This is a genomic window from Pseudoflavonifractor phocaeensis (genome assembly GCF_016901955.1).
Lineage (GTDB): Bacteria > Bacillota > Clostridia > Oscillospirales > Oscillospiraceae > Flavonifractor > Flavonifractor phocaeensis_A.
The window spans coordinates 75,160-91,708 of the sequence record NZ_JACJLC010000001.1; the positions used below are offsets into that span (position 1 = coordinate 75,160).

The 16,549-nt window shown below is 64.1% G+C and carries 14 protein-coding genes; 4 read left to right on the forward strand and 10 right to left on the reverse strand.

The genetic code is table 11. The annotated features are described in order from the left end of the window. Nucleotides 1-33 precede the first annotated feature (33 nt). The 3 genes from H6B51_RS00370 (at nucleotide 34) to H6B51_RS00380 (ending at nucleotide 2,981) form a co-directional block, all read left to right on the forward strand. On the forward strand, nucleotides 34-1,047 hold the full coding sequence (locus tag H6B51_RS00370) for an enoyl-CoA hydratase/isomerase family protein (protein ID WP_204881787.1): 1,014 nt from the start codon (nucleotides 34-36) through the stop codon (nucleotides 1,045-1,047). A gap of 93 nt (nucleotides 1,048-1,140) precedes the next feature. Beyond that, the gene (locus H6B51_RS00375; protein ID WP_204881788.1) at nucleotides 1,141-2,025 is read left to right on the forward strand and encodes a beta-keto acid cleavage family enzyme; all 885 of its coding nucleotides are present in this window, start codon (nucleotides 1,141-1,143) and stop codon (nucleotides 2,023-2,025) included. Nucleotides 2,026-2,027: 2 nt separating this feature from the next. After that, nucleotides 2,028-2,981 (forward strand): phosphotriesterase family protein, encoded by a 954-nt coding sequence (locus H6B51_RS00380; RefSeq protein WP_204881789.1) that lies wholly within the window; start codon nucleotides 2,028-2,030, stop codon nucleotides 2,979-2,981. Between the two features lie 72 nt (nucleotides 2,982-3,053). On the opposite strand, the gene H6B51_RS00385 is transcribed toward H6B51_RS00380, so the two are convergent. The 10 genes from H6B51_RS00385 to larA form a co-directional block, all read right to left on the reverse strand. After that, a complete protein-coding gene (locus H6B51_RS00385; RefSeq protein ID WP_204881790.1) occupies nucleotides 3,054-3,398 on the reverse strand; it encodes a DUF1667 domain-containing protein in 345 nt (114 codons plus the stop codon). Then, nucleotides 3,395-4,654 (reverse strand): NAD(P)/FAD-dependent oxidoreductase, encoded by a 1,260-nt coding sequence (locus H6B51_RS00390; protein WP_204881791.1) that lies wholly within the window; start codon nucleotides 4,652-4,654, stop codon nucleotides 3,395-3,397. Before H6B51_RS00390 ends, H6B51_RS00385 begins: the two co-directional genes overlap by 4 nt. Further along, nucleotides 4,647-6,083, reverse strand: a complete 1,437-nt coding sequence (locus H6B51_RS00395) for an NAD(P)/FAD-dependent oxidoreductase (protein ID WP_204881792.1) — start codon at nucleotides 6,081-6,083, stop codon at nucleotides 4,647-4,649. The genes H6B51_RS00390 and H6B51_RS00395 overlap by 8 nt, the downstream gene beginning before the upstream one ends. A 104-nt stretch (nucleotides 6,084-6,187) precedes the next feature. Continuing rightward, entirely contained in the window at nucleotides 6,188-7,666 is a 1,479-nt protein-coding gene (locus tag H6B51_RS00400; RefSeq protein WP_204881793.1) for an S-layer homology domain-containing protein, read from the reverse strand. Between the two features lie 136 nt (nucleotides 7,667-7,802). Further along, entirely contained in the window at nucleotides 7,803-8,516 is a 714-nt protein-coding gene (locus H6B51_RS00405; RefSeq protein ID WP_204881794.1) for a FadR/GntR family transcriptional regulator, read from the reverse strand. Nucleotides 8,517-8,723: 207 nt separating this feature from the next. Continuing rightward, nucleotides 8,724-9,866, reverse strand: coding sequence for an acyl-CoA dehydrogenase (locus tag H6B51_RS00410; protein ID WP_204881795.1), 1,143 nt, complete (start codon nucleotides 9,864-9,866; stop codon nucleotides 8,724-8,726). 137 nt (nucleotides 9,867-10,003) lie between these two features. Next, nucleotides 10,004-11,008 (reverse strand): electron transfer flavoprotein subunit alpha/FixB family protein, encoded by a 1,005-nt coding sequence (locus H6B51_RS00415; protein WP_204881796.1) that lies wholly within the window; start codon nucleotides 11,006-11,008, stop codon nucleotides 10,004-10,006. A gap of 14 nt (nucleotides 11,009-11,022) precedes the next feature. Continuing rightward, the gene (locus H6B51_RS00420; protein ID WP_204881797.1) at nucleotides 11,023-11,829 is read right to left on the reverse strand and encodes an electron transfer flavoprotein subunit beta/FixA family protein; all 807 of its coding nucleotides are present in this window, start codon (nucleotides 11,827-11,829) and stop codon (nucleotides 11,023-11,025) included. A gap of 22 nt (nucleotides 11,830-11,851) precedes the next feature. After that, the gene (locus tag H6B51_RS00425) at nucleotides 11,852-13,273 is read right to left on the reverse strand and encodes an FAD-binding oxidoreductase (RefSeq protein WP_204881798.1); all 1,422 of its coding nucleotides are present in this window, start codon (nucleotides 13,271-13,273) and stop codon (nucleotides 11,852-11,854) included. A 64-nt stretch (nucleotides 13,274-13,337) separates the two neighbouring features. Beyond that, on the reverse strand, nucleotides 13,338-14,612 hold the full coding sequence (gene larA, locus H6B51_RS00430) for a nickel-dependent lactate racemase (RefSeq protein ID WP_204881799.1): 1,275 nt from the start codon (nucleotides 14,610-14,612) through the stop codon (nucleotides 13,338-13,340). 373 nt (nucleotides 14,613-14,985) lie between these two features. Between larA and H6B51_RS00435 the strand changes: the two genes are divergently transcribed. Beyond that, nucleotides 14,986-16,539 carry an L-lactate permease gene (locus H6B51_RS00435; protein ID WP_204881800.1) on the forward strand — a complete coding sequence of 518 codons (1,554 nt, stop codon included), beginning with the start codon at nucleotides 14,986-14,988 and terminating at the stop codon, nucleotides 16,537-16,539. Nucleotides 16,540-16,549 lie beyond the last annotated feature (10 nt).

Genomic DNA, 16,549 nt, shown 5'->3' on the forward strand with positions numbered 1-16,549 from the left:
TTGCCGAAAGAATAGATACAGGAGGTTACGATCATGGGAAAGCCTATGGCTGATTACGTAAAGCTGCCCGAGTTTGACGAATACAAAGAGTGGTTCAAGGATTTTGCTGATCTGAAGCGGGAGGACGGCATTGTGCAGGTCACCTGGAAGACCAACAACGGCCCCATGCACCACAGTGGTATGTCCCACCGGGCCATGAGCCAGCTCACCCGCTGGCTGAGCCTGGACTATAAGAACGAGATCATCATCTACACCCATATCGGCGACAACTGGATGATCGAGTCCGATGCCAACGGCTGGGAAACCTACTCCAAGCTGCCCACCGAGCGGTTCCAGCACCAGTATTTTGACGACACCAACCTGATCAAGAACATGATCTTTGACCTGGACGTGCCCACCATCGGCGCCATCCCCGGCTCTGGCTTCCACTGGGATTCCGCCATGCTGTGCGACATCACTCTCTGCTCCGAAGATACCAAGATGGAGGTGCCCCACGCCCAGGGCGGCCTGGTACCCGGCGACGGCATGGGCCTGATGTGCCAGCACTACTTCGGCACCAAGCGGGGCAACTACTACATGATGACCTCCCGCCAGTTTACCGCCCAGCAGATGCTGGAGTGGGGCATGGTCAACGAGGTCCTGCCCAAGGGCAAGGTGCTGGAGCGTGCCTGGGAGATCGCCCGGATGTGGAAGACCATGCCCTATGAGAACCGTACCATCATGTCCAACCTGGCCAAGCGCCCCCTGAAGAAGCTGCTGATGGAGGACCTGAAGCTGCACACTGTCAGCGAGCAGTACGGTTCCCTGCTGCGCATCGCTGCCGGGGAGCTGGGTGATGAGAACTCCGCCCAGCAGGACGAGAAGTACATCAGCCGTGTCAACGACTGGCGCTATGCTACCTGCGATATGGAGGAGCCCCAGACGGCCGAGTCCTGGCGCACCATGCCCAAAAAGGCTACCGAGTGGTGGCAGAAGGTCAAGGCTGGCGAGATTGAGAATCCCTATGTGTTTGAACACAGCAACGAGCCTGAGGACTACGAATTTTGATTGACAGCGGGAGGCGGGGGCGCTGCCTCCGCCTCCCGCTGTCCTCTCCCTGCCCAAGAGCAGGATATTACACTGTTAAGGAGCTGAACAGCTATGGCAAAGACCATCATTACCGCTGCCCTCACCGGCGCCGTTACTCCCGCGGGCTACAAGATCCCTGAGACCCCTCAGCAGATTGCCGACGAGGCCTATGATGCCTGGAAGTTGGGCGCTGCCGTGGTCCATCTGCACATGCGGGCCGACGACGGCCTGGGCGCCATGGACAAGGAGAAGTTCCGTGAGACTATCCGCCTGATCCGCAGCCATAAGGACTGTGATGTCATCATCAACTGCACCTCCTCCGGCGCCTCTCCCCAGCACCCCGCCACCGACGAGGAGCGCATGGCCCACCACAAGGAGTTGGCCGGTATCGAGATGGGCTCCTACGACGCGGGCTCTTTCAACTGGATGCCCGGCGGCGTATTCCTCAACACTCCCCAGTTCCTCCAGCAGCTGGGCGACGTGTATATGGAGAAGGGCACCAAGCCGGAGATCGAGATCTTTGACGCCGGTATGCTGGGCGTTGCCGACTACTTTGTGAAGAAGGGCCACCTGCCCACACCCTGCCACTATCAGTTCTGCCTGGGCGTGCTGGGCGGCATGCCCGCCACTGTGGAGAACCTGCTCTACCTGGTCAATCACATCCCCGCCGGTTCCACCTGGTCCGCCTTTGGCGTGGGCAAGGGCCATCTGCCCATTATGTTCGCGGCGCTGGCCCTGGGCGGCCACATCCGTGTAGGCATGGAGGACAACGTGGTCTTCGGCGTGGACGAGAACGGCAAGAAGATCATGGCCACCAACCACATGCTGGTGGAGCGGGCTGTGGCCGCTGTCAAGGCCTTCGGCAACACCCCCGCCACCCCCGCCCAGGCCCGTGAGATGTTAGGTATCCCCGCCTTTGACGGCCAGAAGGTGCGCTCCGCCCTGGGGATCGACTGACCATGTACATCCAGAGCGTATTGGGTCCGGTGGACACGGCGGAGCTGGGGCAGGTGCTGATGCATGAGCACATCAGCTGCGCCGACTGGTCTATGCGGATGAACTTTGGCCCCCGATTCTATGAAGAGGACAAGGTGCTGGAGATGGCCCAGGGGATGCTGGGCAAGGCGGCGGCTATGGGAGTGCGCACCGTGGTGGACGGCACTCCGGTGAATCTTGGCCGGGACATCCATCTGATCCGGGAGACCGCCCGTCGCACCGGTCTGAACCTCATCGCTTCCACCGGCTTCTACTACCAGGAGGAGCCCTGGCTGGCCTTCCGGGAGGAGGAGCAGATCTATGACCTGCTGATGGGGGACTGTACCGACGGCATCCAGGGTACCGACAGCAAGCCGGGCATCCTGAAAGCCGGGGTGGGCCGGGCAGGCATCACGCCCCTCCTCCAGAAGATCCTTCACGCCACCGGCCGGGTGGGAGCCAGGACCGGTCTGCCCGTATTCTGCCACCACGACCCCTCCATTTGCAACGGCGGGGAGATCCTGGATCTGTTTGCCAGCTGTGGCATGTCTCCCAACCGGGTCATCCTGGGCCATAGCGGCGATACCACTGACCTGGGCTATCTCACCGCCATGCTGGAGCGGGGCTGCTGGCTGGGCATGGACCGCTTTGGTTTCTGCGACCGGGACCTGGGGTTGGAGCCCCGGGTGGACACCATCGCGGCGCTGTGCGAGAGAGGGTGGGGGCATCGCCTTCTCCTCAGCCATGATCTGGCGGCCTATCTGGCTTTCTGGGACAGCTGGGAGACCACCAAGAACTGCGACTACCTCAACCTGGAAGAGGACTTCACCTTCATCCACCGGCGGGTGCTCCCCGCCCTGAAGGAGCGGGGCCTGGAGCCCGCCGCGGTGGACAGTATGCTCACCGCCAACCCCAGAGCGTTTTTTGAAGGGAACTGAATACGCCTCCTTGTCAACAGGGGGCCTGCCGCGCAGTTTGCGCGGCAGGCCCCCTGTTTTGATTCTTGACCATTACAGATCCCGGGTGGCCACAAAGGCCGCGCCGGTACCGCATACGTCGGCCACCACCACGTCTCCGGTGCGGACGGGAGCGGTGAGGGTCACCTTGTTCAGACAGTCCATTGCCTGAAATACCAGTTCCTTGGGAATGGGGCGGTCGGTCTTCACCGGGCAGCGGGGATGGAGGCCGCCCACGCAGCGGACGGTGGAGGTGACCACCCGGGTGGGATGGGTCAGCTCCTGCTTTCCGTATTCCGCCCCTCTGGGGCAGCGGTTGCCGGTAACGGCGCAGTCATGGTCCTCGTCCACCCGCAGGGTACAGCCCTGGGGACAGACGATGCAGATCAGTTCCTTCACTGGGATCCCACCTCCTGAACGGAAAGGGTGATGCTGTCCCCGGCCTGGGCCAGCAGGGCGGGGGAGAGGGTGATATGCTCCATTTCCCCCGGGGCCAGGCGGGAGCGGGAAACGTCAGCCAGCAGCCGGTCTCCGGACCGGACCAGGATCCGGCTCTGTCCCAGCACCCGGTCCACCCGGAAAAAGAGACCGCAGCCCTCCGCCGCCCGGTCCGGCCGGATGCGCTGGGGGACGGTATAGCTCACCCCCGCCCCGGCGGCCACCTCCACCACAGGACCCTCCCCCCGGAGCGGATCGCGCACATGGTCGGCTGCCGCCGCCCCTGCCTTCCGGCTCTCGGCGGTGACGAAATCCACCAGATCGTGGACGTGGGCCACGTTGCCGCAGGCAAAGACCCCGGGCAGGGAGGTCTCCATATTCTCAAACACCACCGCCCCGTTGGTACGGGGATCGATCCGGATGCCTACCTGGCGGGTGAGCTCGTTTTCCGGGATGAGGCCCACCGAGAGCAGCAGGGTATCGCAGTCAAAGACCAGTTCGGTGCCCGGGATGGGCCGGCGGTCCTGATCCACCTGGGCGACCACCACCTGCTCCACCCGGTCCCGGCCCCGGATATCGGTGACCGTGTGGGAGAGGTAGAGGGGGATATCATAGTCCTGGAGGCACTGGACCAGGTTCCGGGTCAGGCCGCCGGAGTAGGGCAGCACCTCCACGCAGGCCAGCACCCTGGCGCCCTCCAGGGTCATCCGCCGGGCCATGATGAGACCGATGTCCCCGCTGCCCAGGATGACCACCCGCCTGCCCGGCAGCCAGCCCTCCATATTCACGTAACGCTGGGCCGCTCCGGCGGTGAACACCCCGGCGGGCCGGGTGCCGGGGAGGGCGATGGCGCCCCGGGTGCGCTCCCGGCAGCCCATGGCCAGGATGACGGCCCGGGCCTCCTCCACCCGGTAGCCGGTCTCCTTTCCCACCATGTGGACCTGCCGCTGGGGGGTGATCTCCAGCACCGTGGTGTCCAGCCGGACCTCCACCCCGGTGCTCTCCAGCATACGGATGAACCGTCCGGCGTACTCCGGGCCGGTGAGCTCCTCACGGAAATAGTGCAGGCCGAAGCCGTTGTGGATGCACTGATTCAAGATGCCCCCCAGCTCCCTGTCCCGCTCCACAACGAGGATGCGGCGCAGACCGTGCTCCCAGGCGGCGCAGGCGGCGGCCAGCCCCGCCGGGCCGCCGCCGATGACGATGAGCTCATACATGGCTTGCCCCTCCCTTGGTCTCCCGGGCCAGCAGCCAGCTGCCCGCCCGCTCCTGGACGATCTGCCCGGGGGACAGGTCCAGCTCCCGGGCCAGCAGCTCCACCACCCGGGGACCGCAGAAGCCTCCCTGGCACCGGCCCATGCCGGCCCCTACCCGGCGCTTGACGCCGTCCACCGACCGGGGCGGAATGGGTCCCCGGAGGGCGGCCAGGATATCCCCCTCGGTGACCGTTTCGCACCGGCAGATCACCCGGCCGTAGGCGGGCTCCCTGGCCACCAGCTCCGCCTTTTCGGCGGGGGAGAGGGTATGGAACCGGAGCCTGGTCCGGCGGCAGAGGAAGTCCGGCTTTTCCGTCAGGGAAAGGCCGTCGGCCTCCAGCAGCCCGGCGGCGTACTCGGCGATGGCGGGGGCGGCGGTAAGGCCGGGGGAGCAGATGCCCGCCAGGTCCAGGAACCGGGGCGCGGCCCAGCCGATGACAAAGTCGCCGGTATCGGCGGCAGCCCGCACCCCGGCAAAGTTGCGGATGGACTGGGAAAAGCGGATGGAGGGCACCGACTTCAGGGCGGTGTCCCGGACGAAGGCCAGCCCGTCGGCGGTGGTGGACAGGTCCTCTCCCGCCACCGGCACCGCGTTGGGGCCTGCAATCAGGTTGCCGTGGACGGTGGGAGCCACCAGCACCCCCTTGCCGGCGGGGCCGGGGCACTGGAAGATCACCCGCCCCACCCGGTTTCCTTCGCTTTTGTCCAGCAGGTAGTACTGCCCCTGAGAGGGATGGATGGTGAAGGTCTTGGGGGCGGCCATCTGGTGGACGGCCTGGGCGGATACCCCTGCGACGTTGAGCACGTAGCGGCTGGTGAGATCCCCCCGATCGGTGTGGATCAGCCAGCCCCCGGGCAGGGGCTCCAGGCCGGTGACGGCGGTCTCCAGGCGGAGCTCCGCGCCGTTGGCCACCGCAGTCTCCGCCAGGGCCAGACAGTACTCCCAGGGGGAGCAGATGGCGGCGGTGGGAGCCCACAGGGCGGCGGTGACCTGGGGGGACAGGTTGGGCTCTATGGCCCGGGCCTCCGCTCCGGAGAGCAGGGCCAGTTCCGGCACTCCGTTGGCCCGCCCCCGGTCATACAGGGCGCGCAGGGTGGCCTGATCCTCCGGGGAGAAGGCCAGCACCAGGGAGCCGCAGGGCCGGTAGGGCACATCCAGCCCGGCGCACAGCTCCCTGGCCAGCTGGGCGCCCCGCAGGTTGAGCTTTGCCATCAGGGTGCCGGGACGGGGATCATAGCCGGCGTGGAGGATGGCGGAATTGGCCTTGGTGGTGCCGGCGGCCACGTCGTTTTCCCGCTCCGCGATGGCGATCTTCAGCTGATAGCGGGAGAGGTGGAAGGCGGCCGCGGCGCCGGTGATGCCGCAGCCGATGATAAACACGTCGTACATAGGCGACCTCCTGGGTGAGGAATGGGGAAAGCACCGGAAAAAGAACGCAAGGCGACCATAGGTCGCCTTGCGCAGACAGGATCCGGATGGTGCGGCGGGAAGGGTCACAGCTGGGTCTGAACGGCGAACCGCATCAGGATCACGGCTACCTCGGCCCGGCTGGCCTGGCCCTGGGGACGGATGGCTCCGGCGCTGTCCCCCTGGATAAAGCCGAAGTCCACCGCCCAGGCCATGGCGTCGGCGGCCCAGGAACTGACGGAAGCGCCGTCGGGATAGGATTCCAGTCCCGCGGAGGGGGCGGGGGAACCGGCCCGCCGCCACAGCATGACAGCCAGCTGTTCCCGGGTGATGGGATCGTTGGCACCGAAGGTGCCGTTGTCATAGCCGTTGATGATCCCCTGGGTGGAGGCCCAGGCCACGGCGTCGCTGTACCAGCTGCCCTGGGCCACATCGGAGAAGGAGGTCTGGGCGCTCACCTTGGGGCTGCCCGCCAGCCGCCAGAGGGTGGTGGCGATCATGGCCCGGGAGGTGGTGAGATCGGGGGAGAAGGCGGTGTCGCTGGTGCCCTCCATCAGGCCCCGCCGGTACACATAGGCCGCCCCGTCCTCATACCAGGCACCCTCCGGCACGTCGGCGAAGGAGAGGGTGTGATCCCGGTCGTCGATGGCGATGGCGTACTGGCCGCCGTGGGTCACGGGGAGGGCCACCGAGCCGTCGGCGGCGATGCGCACGGCCTGCTCAAAGACCAGGGCGCCGGCGGTCTGGTCATAGGCGTACACATTGGCCCAGCAGTTGCCGTACTGCGCCCCCATGGGGATGCTGAGGGTCAGGGGGAACCCATAGGAGCCGGAGTGGGCCAGGGTGATCTGTACGGCGGACCGGGCTCCGGTGACAGTGGCCATCAGCTGGGCGGGAATGGTGTCGGTGCCGAATTTCACCCCCATGTCCAGGCTGGGGAAGGAGGCGCCGGCGGTGAGGTCGCTGCCCCGGATGGTCCAGCTCAGGTTGTCGCTGAGGGCCAGGACCAGATTGACCTCCCGGGTGGACAGGGTGGTCAGCACGGAGCCGGGCAGCTGGGTGATCAGATACAGGTTGGCGGTGACTGTGTTGCCCAGGGTGCCGTTGAGCAGATGCTGCTCAATGATGGTCCAGTTGAGCTGGGTGGAGCCGGAGCCGCCGGAGGGGTAGGAGTCGTTGGTGTAGAGCTTGCTGACGATCACCGGGCAGGCGGCGGTCTTGCCTCCCACGGAGGCGGTGATGATGGCGGTGCCCGCCGACCGGGCGGTGACCTGGCCGGTGCTGTTCACTGAGGCCACAATGGCGTTGCTGCTGGTCCAGGTGACGGCGGAGCCGTCCCCGCCGGAGGCCAGGGACAGCAGGCTGGTATCCCCCACGTGGAGGGTGAGAACAGAGCGGTTCAAAGTCAGCGCGGTGGCCCAGCGGGAAAAGATGCTCTGGGACTGGGCTTCCACCGCAGTCAGGTCATAGGATGGAACGGTTCCGCTTTCCGCCCCGGCAGCGCCGGGCAGCAGCCCCAGGCTCAGGGCCATGGCAAGACATATGCTGAAAAGCCGTTTCTTCATGGCTATCCTCCTTCTGAATGTCCCGGCCCGGGGTCTGCCGGGGGTCTCCTTTTTGTTCTTGCTGCAATTCAAGTATAGCGAATTGTGGGGCGGATGGCAAGTTTTTTCCTGAAAACGGCCGGTGGGCATCAACCCTTCAGAAGATACGCCGGCCGGCCAGCTCGTCCTTCTGGATGTTGGTGTTGACCACCTCGAAGTGATTGAAGGTGGCACGGATGGCCTCCAGCTCGTCGTGCCTGGCAAGGGCCTCGGCCAGCCGGATGTGGGCCTGGTGGAGGGCATGGGCCTGTTCCTGGTCTGCCATGATCCGTTGGTAGACCGTGGTGATAAAGTCGTTCACCGTGGCCAGCATGGCCCCGAACACCGCCTGGATCAGCTTGTTTCCCGAGGCGTTGCACATCAGGTCGTGGAATTCCTGATCGTACTGACCCCCTTTCAGCGGATCAGGCTCCTCCTTCATTTTCACTGCCAAGTCCATCAGGCGGTTTGCCTGGCCGGGCAGGATGCGTCCTGCGGCCAGCCGGGCGGTTTCGCTTTCCAGACCCCGGCGGAGCTGGCTGACCTGGAGATAGTTGGTCTCTCCCAACAGCAGCATCATGCGAAAGCTGGCGCTGAGATTCTGCTCCAGGTCGCAGGTGAGGTAGTTGCCCGCCCCGTGGACGCTGGAGACAAAGCCCATCAGGCTCATGGTACGCAGGGCCTCCCGAACCGAGTTACGGCCTACGCCCAGCAGCTCCGCCAGCTCCCTCTCCGGCGGCAGCCGCTCCCCTCGCTTCAGGTTGCCCTTCCAGATTTCACTCTGGATGTAGTTGACTACTTTTTCATAGGTTCGTTCTGATCGATCATTCATGAATACTCTCCTTGCCGAGATGTCCATTTGTAACCAAGCCATTATTGTAGCACAAAAAAATTTCTCTTACAACTGAAAGCCGGGGGAGAACAGGCGCGGCGGCGCAGACGGGGTTGGATCAGGCCCCGTCTGCGCCGCCGCAGTTGGAATATGGAGGGAGACAATTCCACTGAATAAACCGGGCAAGCGGTTTATTCACAAAGGTAATTATTTGACGCCCATCCAGCCCGAGATGACCATCCGCTGCACCTCGCTGGTGCCCTCGTAGATCTCGGTGATCTTGGCGTCGCGCATCATGCGCTCAAAGGGATATTCGCGGGTGTAGCCGTAGCCGCCCACCAGCTGCACGCAGCGGCGGGTCACGTCGCTGGCGGTCTCGGAGGCGAACAGCTTGCCCATGGCGGCCAGGTGGCTGTAGGGCTCGCCGTCCTGCTTGGCCTGGGCGGCGCGGTAGATCAGCAGCCGGGCGGCGTCCACCTTGGTCTGCATGTCGGCCAGCTGGAACTGGGTGTTCTGGAACTGGCTGATGCGCTTCCCAAACTGGATGCGCTCCTGAGTGTACTTCACAGTCTGGTCGATGCACCCCTGGGCGATGCCCAGAGCCTGGGCGCCGATGCCGATGCGGCCGCCGTCCAGGGTCATCATGGCAATCTTGAAGCCCTTGCCGACCTCGCCCAGCAGGTTCTCCTTGGGGATCTTGCAGTTGTCGAAAATCAGCTCGCAGGTGGAAGAACCCCGGATGCCCATCTTCTTCTCATGAGCGCCCACAGAGAAGCCAGGGGTGCCCTTCTCCACGATGAAGGCGGAAATGCCCTTGGTGCCCAGGGACTTGTCGGTCATGGCGAAGATGACAAACACGGAGGCATAGCCGGCGTTGGTGATGAAGATCTTGGAGCCGTTGATGAGCCAGTGGTCGCCCTTGTCCTCGGCAGTGGTCTTCTGCATGGCGGCGTCGGTGCCGGCGCCGGGCTCGGTGAGGCCGAAGGCGCCCAGCTGCTCGCCGGAGCACAGGCCGGGCAGGTACTTCTGCTTCTGCTCCTCGGTGCCGAAGTGCTCGATGGGCCAGCAGCACAGGGAGGAGTGGGCGGACACCATGACGGAGGTGGTGGCGCAGTGCTTGGCCAGCTCCTCACAGCAGGCGATGTAGGCCAGGTAGCTCAGGCCGGCGCCGCCGTACTCCTCGGGGTAGGCGATGCCCATCATGCCCATGTCGGCCAGCTTGTGCCAGGTCTCCTCGGGGAAGCGCTCCTGCTCGTCGATCTCGGCGGCCAGGGGAGCCACCTCCTTGACGGCAAAGTCATGGAGCATGTCAATGATTTCCTGCTCTTCTTCGTTGAACTTAAAATTCATAATGCAGCACTCCTTATTACTGAGGGCAGCGGGCGGTCCGGAAACCGGCGGAAGGGTGAAGGGGAGGGGCGAGGGGACGCCCCGGCCGGGTGGGCGCCGGCGGCAGCCGCCGCTGTCCGATGGGTGGTGGAGGGAGCTTAGCCCTTCAGCTTCTTGATCTCAGCGGTGAGGGCGGGGACCACCTCAAAGAGGTTGCCAACGATGCCGTAGTCGGCCACCCCGAAGATGGGGGCGTCGGCGTCCTTGTTGATGGCCACGATCACATCGGAGGAGCTCATGCCGGCCAGGTGCTGGATGGCGCCGGAGATGCCGCAGGCGATGTACAGCTTGGGGCCCACGGTCTTGCCGGTCTGGCCCACCTGGTGGGAGTGGGAGATCCAGCCGGCGTCCACGGCGGCGCGGGAGGCGCCCACGGTGGCGCCCAGGGCCTCGGCCAGCTCACGGATGGGGGCAAAGCCCTCGGCGCTGCCCACGCCGCGGCCGCCGGAGACGATGATGTCGGCGCCCTCCAGGTCCACCAGCTCCCCGGCGGTCTCCTTGATGACCTCCAGGATCTCGGTGCGGATGTTCTCAGCGGGGAAGGAGTAGTCTACCTTCACGGTCTCGGCCTTGGCTTCGCCGGCGGCGGGCTTCTTGAACACGCCGGGGCGGACGGTGCCCAGCTGGGGCCGGTGATCGGTGCACAGGATGGTGGCCATCAGGTTGCCGCCGAAGGCGGGACGGGTCCAGGCCACGCAGCCGGTCTCCTCGTCGATGGCCAGGCCGGTGCAGTCGGCAGTCAGGCCGGTCTGCAGGCGGCTGGACAGCCGGGGCCCCATGTCCCGGCCGTTGGGGGTGGCCCCGATGAGCATGGTGGTGGGGCCGTAGGTGTCGATCAGGTGATAGAGGGCGGCCACATAGGCGTCGGTGGAGTACTGGGCGAACTCGGGGCCGTCGATGTACAGCACCTGGTCGGCGCCGTGGGTGGCGGCGTCCTCCACAGCGGCGGCCACGCCGCTGCCGATGACCACGGCCACCAGCTTGCCGCCCTGCTTGTCGGCCAGCTCCCGGCCGGGATTCAGCAGCTCGATGCCCACGTTCTTGGCGGAGCCGTCCTCTTTGGTCTCAACAAATACCCACAGGTCTTTGGTCTTCGCTTCCATATTGCACGCCTCCCTTAAATCACGTGGGACTCGCTCAGCAGCGTGAACAGCTTCTGGGCGGACTCCTCGCCGGTCTCTTCCTTGATGATGACGCCGGCCTCCTTGCGGGGCGGCACAAAGGTCTTTTTCACCTTGGTGGGGGAGCCCTTCAGACCGGCCCGGGCGGGGTCGATGCTGGTGAGCTCGGCGGAAGTCAGCTTCTCAATGGTGGCCTTCCGGGCGGCCATCTTCCGCTTGATGGTGGGGAAGCGGGGGTCAAAGGAGGGCTTGGTGTAGGTGATGAGGCAGGGGGTCTTGACGCCCACCACATAGTTGCCGTCCTCGCCCTCCTTCAGGATGCGGAGGGCGCCCGCCTCGGCGGTGGCCTCCAGGGCGTAGGTCACCTGGGGATAGTCCAGGTACTCGGCCAGCTCGGGGCCCACCTGGGCGGTGTCGCCGTCGATGGCCTGCTTGCCGCAGAAGATGGCGTCAAACTTGGCCCCCTCCAGCTCCTCCACCTTGGTGATGGCGTTGTAGAGGATGTAGCTGGTGGCCAGGGTGTCAGAGCCGCCGAAGATGCGGTCGGTGACCAGATAGGCCTTGTCGGCGGCGATGGCCAGGGCCTCCCGCAGGGCGGCCTCCGCCTGAGAGGGGCCCATGGAGAGCACCACAATTTTGGTGTCGGGGTCCTTGTCCTTGATCCGGGCGGCGGCCTCCAGGGCATAGCCGTCAAAAGGATTGATGATGCTGGGGACGCCGTCCCGGACCAGGGTATTGGTAACGGGATCAATCTTGATCTCCGTGGTATCGGGGACCTGCTTGATGCATACCAGAATATTCATAGCAAAGCTCCTTTCTCAGCGCTTACAGGGTGCAGCAGACCTTGCCGGGGTTGAGGATCATCTTGGGGTCAAAGACCTTCTTGATGCCCTGCATGAGGGCCATGTTCACCGGACCCACCGCCTCGGCCAGGAACTTCACCTTGCCCAGGCCGATGCCGTGCTCGCCGGAGATCTGGCCGCCAAACTCCATGGCCTTCTGATAGATGGAGCTGAGGAACTTGTCCACCTGGGCCCGGAACTCGTCCTCGGCCATATCGTTGGAGCAGGTGTAGATGTGCAGGTTGCCGTCGCCGGCGTGGCCGAAATACTTGACCTCAAAGTCGTAGTCGCCCTTGATCTCGTTGACATAGGCCACGTAGGGGGCGATCTTGTTCACGGGCACCACCACGTCGCACTCGTCCAGCAGCTTGGTCTGCTCTTCGATGCCCTCCAGGAAGGAGGAACGGGCGGCCCAGGCGTCCTTCAGCTTGGGCGGGGTGTCGGCCACCAGCACGTCCAGGGCGCCTTCTTCCACCAGCATCTCGGCGGCGCTCTCCACGATGGGATCCAGCTCGTCCATGGAGTCCCCATCGAAGGTGAGCAGCAGGTAGGCGCCGGCCTCCACGCCGTCGATCTTGCGGGGGAAGACCTGCTTGCCCAGGTACTCCTCGGAGGAGATGAGAATCTCCTTCTCAAAGAACTCCAGGGCCTGGGGCTTGAAGTGGTTCATGAACACCTTGGGCACGGTAGAGATGCAAGCGTCCAGATCCTCGAAGGGAGCGATGAGGCTGACAGTGGCCTTGGGGGCGGGAATGAGCTTCAGGGTGAGCTCGGTGATGATACCCAGGGTGCCCTCGGAGCCGATCATCAGGTTGGTCAGGCTGTAGCCGGAGCTGGTCTTGGACACGGTGCTGCCGAAATGGGTGATCTCGCCAGTGGGGAGGACCACGGTCATGGCCCGCACATAGTCACGGGTGGCGCCGTACTTTACGGCCCGCATGCCGCCGGCGTTGGTGGCCACGTTGCCGCCCAGGGTAGCCATCTTCTCGCCGGGATCGGGGGGATACAGGCAGTCGTGGGTCAAGGCGTCGTCAGCCAGCTGCTGAAGCAGCACGCCGGGCTGGACGGTAACGGCGAAGTTCTCCAGGTCGTAGCCCAGAATTTTGTTCATCCGCATGGTGCATAGCACCACGCCGCCGCAGATGGGGGTGCAGCCGCCTACCAGGCCGGTGCCGGCGCCACGGGTGGTGACGGGGATGTTGTTTTCGTAGCAGATCTTGACGATGCCGGCCACCTCCTCGGTGGTGAGCACGTCGATGGAGACCTCGGGCATTTTCACGCCGTAGATGGGCATCTCATCCCGGGCGTAATCGGGATTGACGTCGTCGCCCACCACCACGCGGCCGGGAACGATCTGCTCCAGCTGGGCGATGATCTCAGGGGTGACCGGATTGTACGTAGCCATACTGTAGAACCTCCTCCAATATTCGCATCAGGTTTGTTGATTTGTATGGATCCTGAAACGGGGCTTACTCCCGTACCATAACGGAAATGCCGTTGGGGATGACCACCAGGTGGGCGTCCTCCCCCTTGTCCGCCCGGGCCATGGCCAGGGCGGCGTCCACATCGGGGGCCCATTCCATCTTCATGTCCAGGATGGTCTGGCGCTGCTCGGGGACGGTGACGTAGATTACCCGGTGCTTGCACAGCACCCGGGCCAGGATCTGGAACTCCCACTGGTCGGGTTTGGTGTGCTCCTGGGGGGTAGCCAGGATCTCTTGGGTCAGGGCCTGGGGGGAGGAGGCGTCCCGCAGGGCGTGATAGAAGCTGTCCCCGCCGGCCCCGTCCATGCAGGAGCTGACCATGATGAGCACCCCGCCCTCCGCCGCGGCGCTCTCGGCGGCGGTGAGGCCCTTGACGCTCTGGTAGATGTTCTGATCCAGGGGGTAGCCGCCGTTGCTGGAGATGACGATATCGCCCCGGCGCTCCGGCTTGACCTGGCAGTAGCCCAGCAGGAAGTCACAGCCCTTGCGGTGAGCGGTCTCCGGGTCGCCGGCAAAGGCGGCCACTACCTTTTTGTCCTCGTCGATGATGACGTTTACGATGTAAGCCAGCTTGGCCATTTTGGCCGCCGCCAGCATGTCGGCGTGGAGGGGATTGCCGTCCAGCACGCCGGTGCGGGCATAAGGAGAGGCGATGAATTTGGAGCAGTGGTTGCCCAGTACGGTGACCTGGTCGCACACGCCGGGGAGCACGCTCTTGCGCCCGCCAGAGAAGCCGGCGAAGAAGTGGGGCTCAATGAAGCCCTCGGCTACCAGCAGGTCGGTGTCCACCGCCAGCCGGTCGATGACGCAGTCGGCGCCGGAGGGGAGCACCCCGATCTTCACATTGGCGGCGGCATCCCGGCTGTCGTGGATGACGATGGCCTCGTTGGCCACAATGTCCTCCCCCAGCTTACCGATGAGCTCCTCCTTGGTGGTGGGGCGGTGGAAGCCGGTGGCCACCAGCAGGGTGATCTGGATGTCGGGGCTGCCCTTCCGCAGCTCAGCCAGCATGTGGGGCAGGATATGCTTGCTGGGGACGGGGCGGGTGTGGTCGCTGATGATGATGGTGCAGGTCTTTTTCCCGGCGGCCAGCTCGGCCAGTGGCTTGGAGCCGATGGGGGCGGCCATAGCCGCCAGTACCAGGCCGTCCTCGGTGTCGGCGGCGGTGAGCTCCCCGATGTGGGAGGTGAGGACCTCCGCCTGAGACAGGTCGGCGTGAAGGGTCATACCGGCTTTGCCAAAGGGAATGGTAAGTGCCATCTGGATTACCTCCTTGGTCTGTGGTGGTGTGCATCGGATTGGTGTGACCACTTTTTACTGACAACACTTTATCACACTTTCGGAAAATTGCAATCCCCAGTTTGCATTTTCTCACAAATGCCCAAAAAACAAGAGGGCGTTTTGACGTATTGACGATTTTAATCTGTGTAGTAGAAAAAAGATAGACATTTCTCACAGAAAATCCTATAATGACAGTAACCAATAGCAGGGGGAGCCCGAGTGTGCTGCCCCCTGATCTGCGCTGGCAGGAGGGGGGCGGACCGGCAAGAGCATCTTTTTTTATTGAAAGTGGTAGCACCAAAAAACGAGAGCGCCGAATATTCCGGCGCGAGACGAAGGAGGTCCCGTTTCCATGGAATTGCTCATGTCCGTACTTACCCTGCTGCCCATCCTGTGGCTGGTCATTGCCCTGGCGGTGTTGAAAATGCCGGGACACCGGGCCTGCCTCATTGCCCTGGTCATTGCTGCCGTCCTGGCCCTGACTCTGTGGCAGATGCCGGCGATAGACTGCGCCACCTCGGCGCTGGAGGGCTTTGCCGCTGCCCTGTGGCCCATCATTCTGGTCATCATCGCGGCCATCTTTACCTACAACCTGTCCCTGCGCACCGGCGCAATGGACGTAATCAAGCGGCTGCTGTCCAACGTATCCGGGGATAAGCGGGTGATCATCCTGCTCATCGGCTGGTGCTTTGGTGGCTTCCTGGAAGGCATGGCGGGCTTCGGTACCGCTGTGGCTATCCCCGCCGGTATGCTGGCCGGCATGGGCATGGACCCGGTGCTCTCCTGCCTGGTGTGCATGTTGGCAAACGCTTTCCCCACCGCCTTCGGGTCCGTAGGCATCCCCACCACCACCCTGGTGAACGTCACCGGCCTGGAGGCCATCCCACTGTCCTTTACCACCGTGGTGGAGATGACTCCCTTCATGATCCTGATGCCCTTCCTGATGGTCATTGCCGGCGGCGGCGGGATCCGTGCCCTGAAAGGGGTGGTAGGCATCACCCTGGCAGCGGGACTGTCCTTCGTGATCCCTGAGCTGCTGGTCTCCCGGTTCCTGGGCCCCGAGCTCACCGTGGTGGTGGGCAGCGTGGTGTCCCTGGCCTGCACCCTTTTCCTGGCTGGGCTGCGCAAAGGCAAAGCGGTGCCCAAGGAGTATGACATGACCGGCGGCGCGGTGCAGAAAGCTAAGCCGGGAGAGATGTCCCCTATGGTGGCCTTCCTGCCCTTCGTGCTCATCTTTGTGCTCCTCCTGCTCACTTCCAAACTGGTGCCGCCGGTGAACAGCTTCCTGGCTCAGTTTGCCTCCTCGGTGAAGATCAGCACCTCCGCCAACGCCGGCCTCACTTCCTTTAGTTGGGTAAATACCCCTGGCGTGGTCATTTTTGTGGCAGCCATCATTGGCGGCATTGTGCAGAAGGCCGGCGGCAAGCTGATGTGGCAGACCTTCCTGGCCACCCTAAAGCAGATGAGCCGCACCATCGTCACCATCATGGCGGTGCTGGCGGTGGCCAAGATCATGACCTACTCCGGTATGATTTCTGATATGGCCGGTCTGTTTGTCTCCCTCACCGGAGTGTTCTATCCCTTCGTCTCCCCCATCATCGCTGCCATCGGGGCTTTTGTCACCGGCAGCGGTACCAACACGGAGGTGTTGCTGGGCCGGCTTCAGTCGGAGGCGGCAACCGCCATCGGGGCCTCTCCTTACTGGCTGGCAGCAGCCAACTCGGTGGGTGCTGGCATCGGCAAAATTCTATCCCCCCAATGCATCGCCACCGCCGTGGCGGCGGTGGATCTGGTGGGCCAGGACAGCAAGGTGCTCTCCGCCGTGCTGAAATGGGCCCTGCTCATGTTGGTGCTGGCCTGTATTGTCGTAGGCTGCTTCCAGTGGCTGGCTCCCTATGTCATTTAAACACAGACAC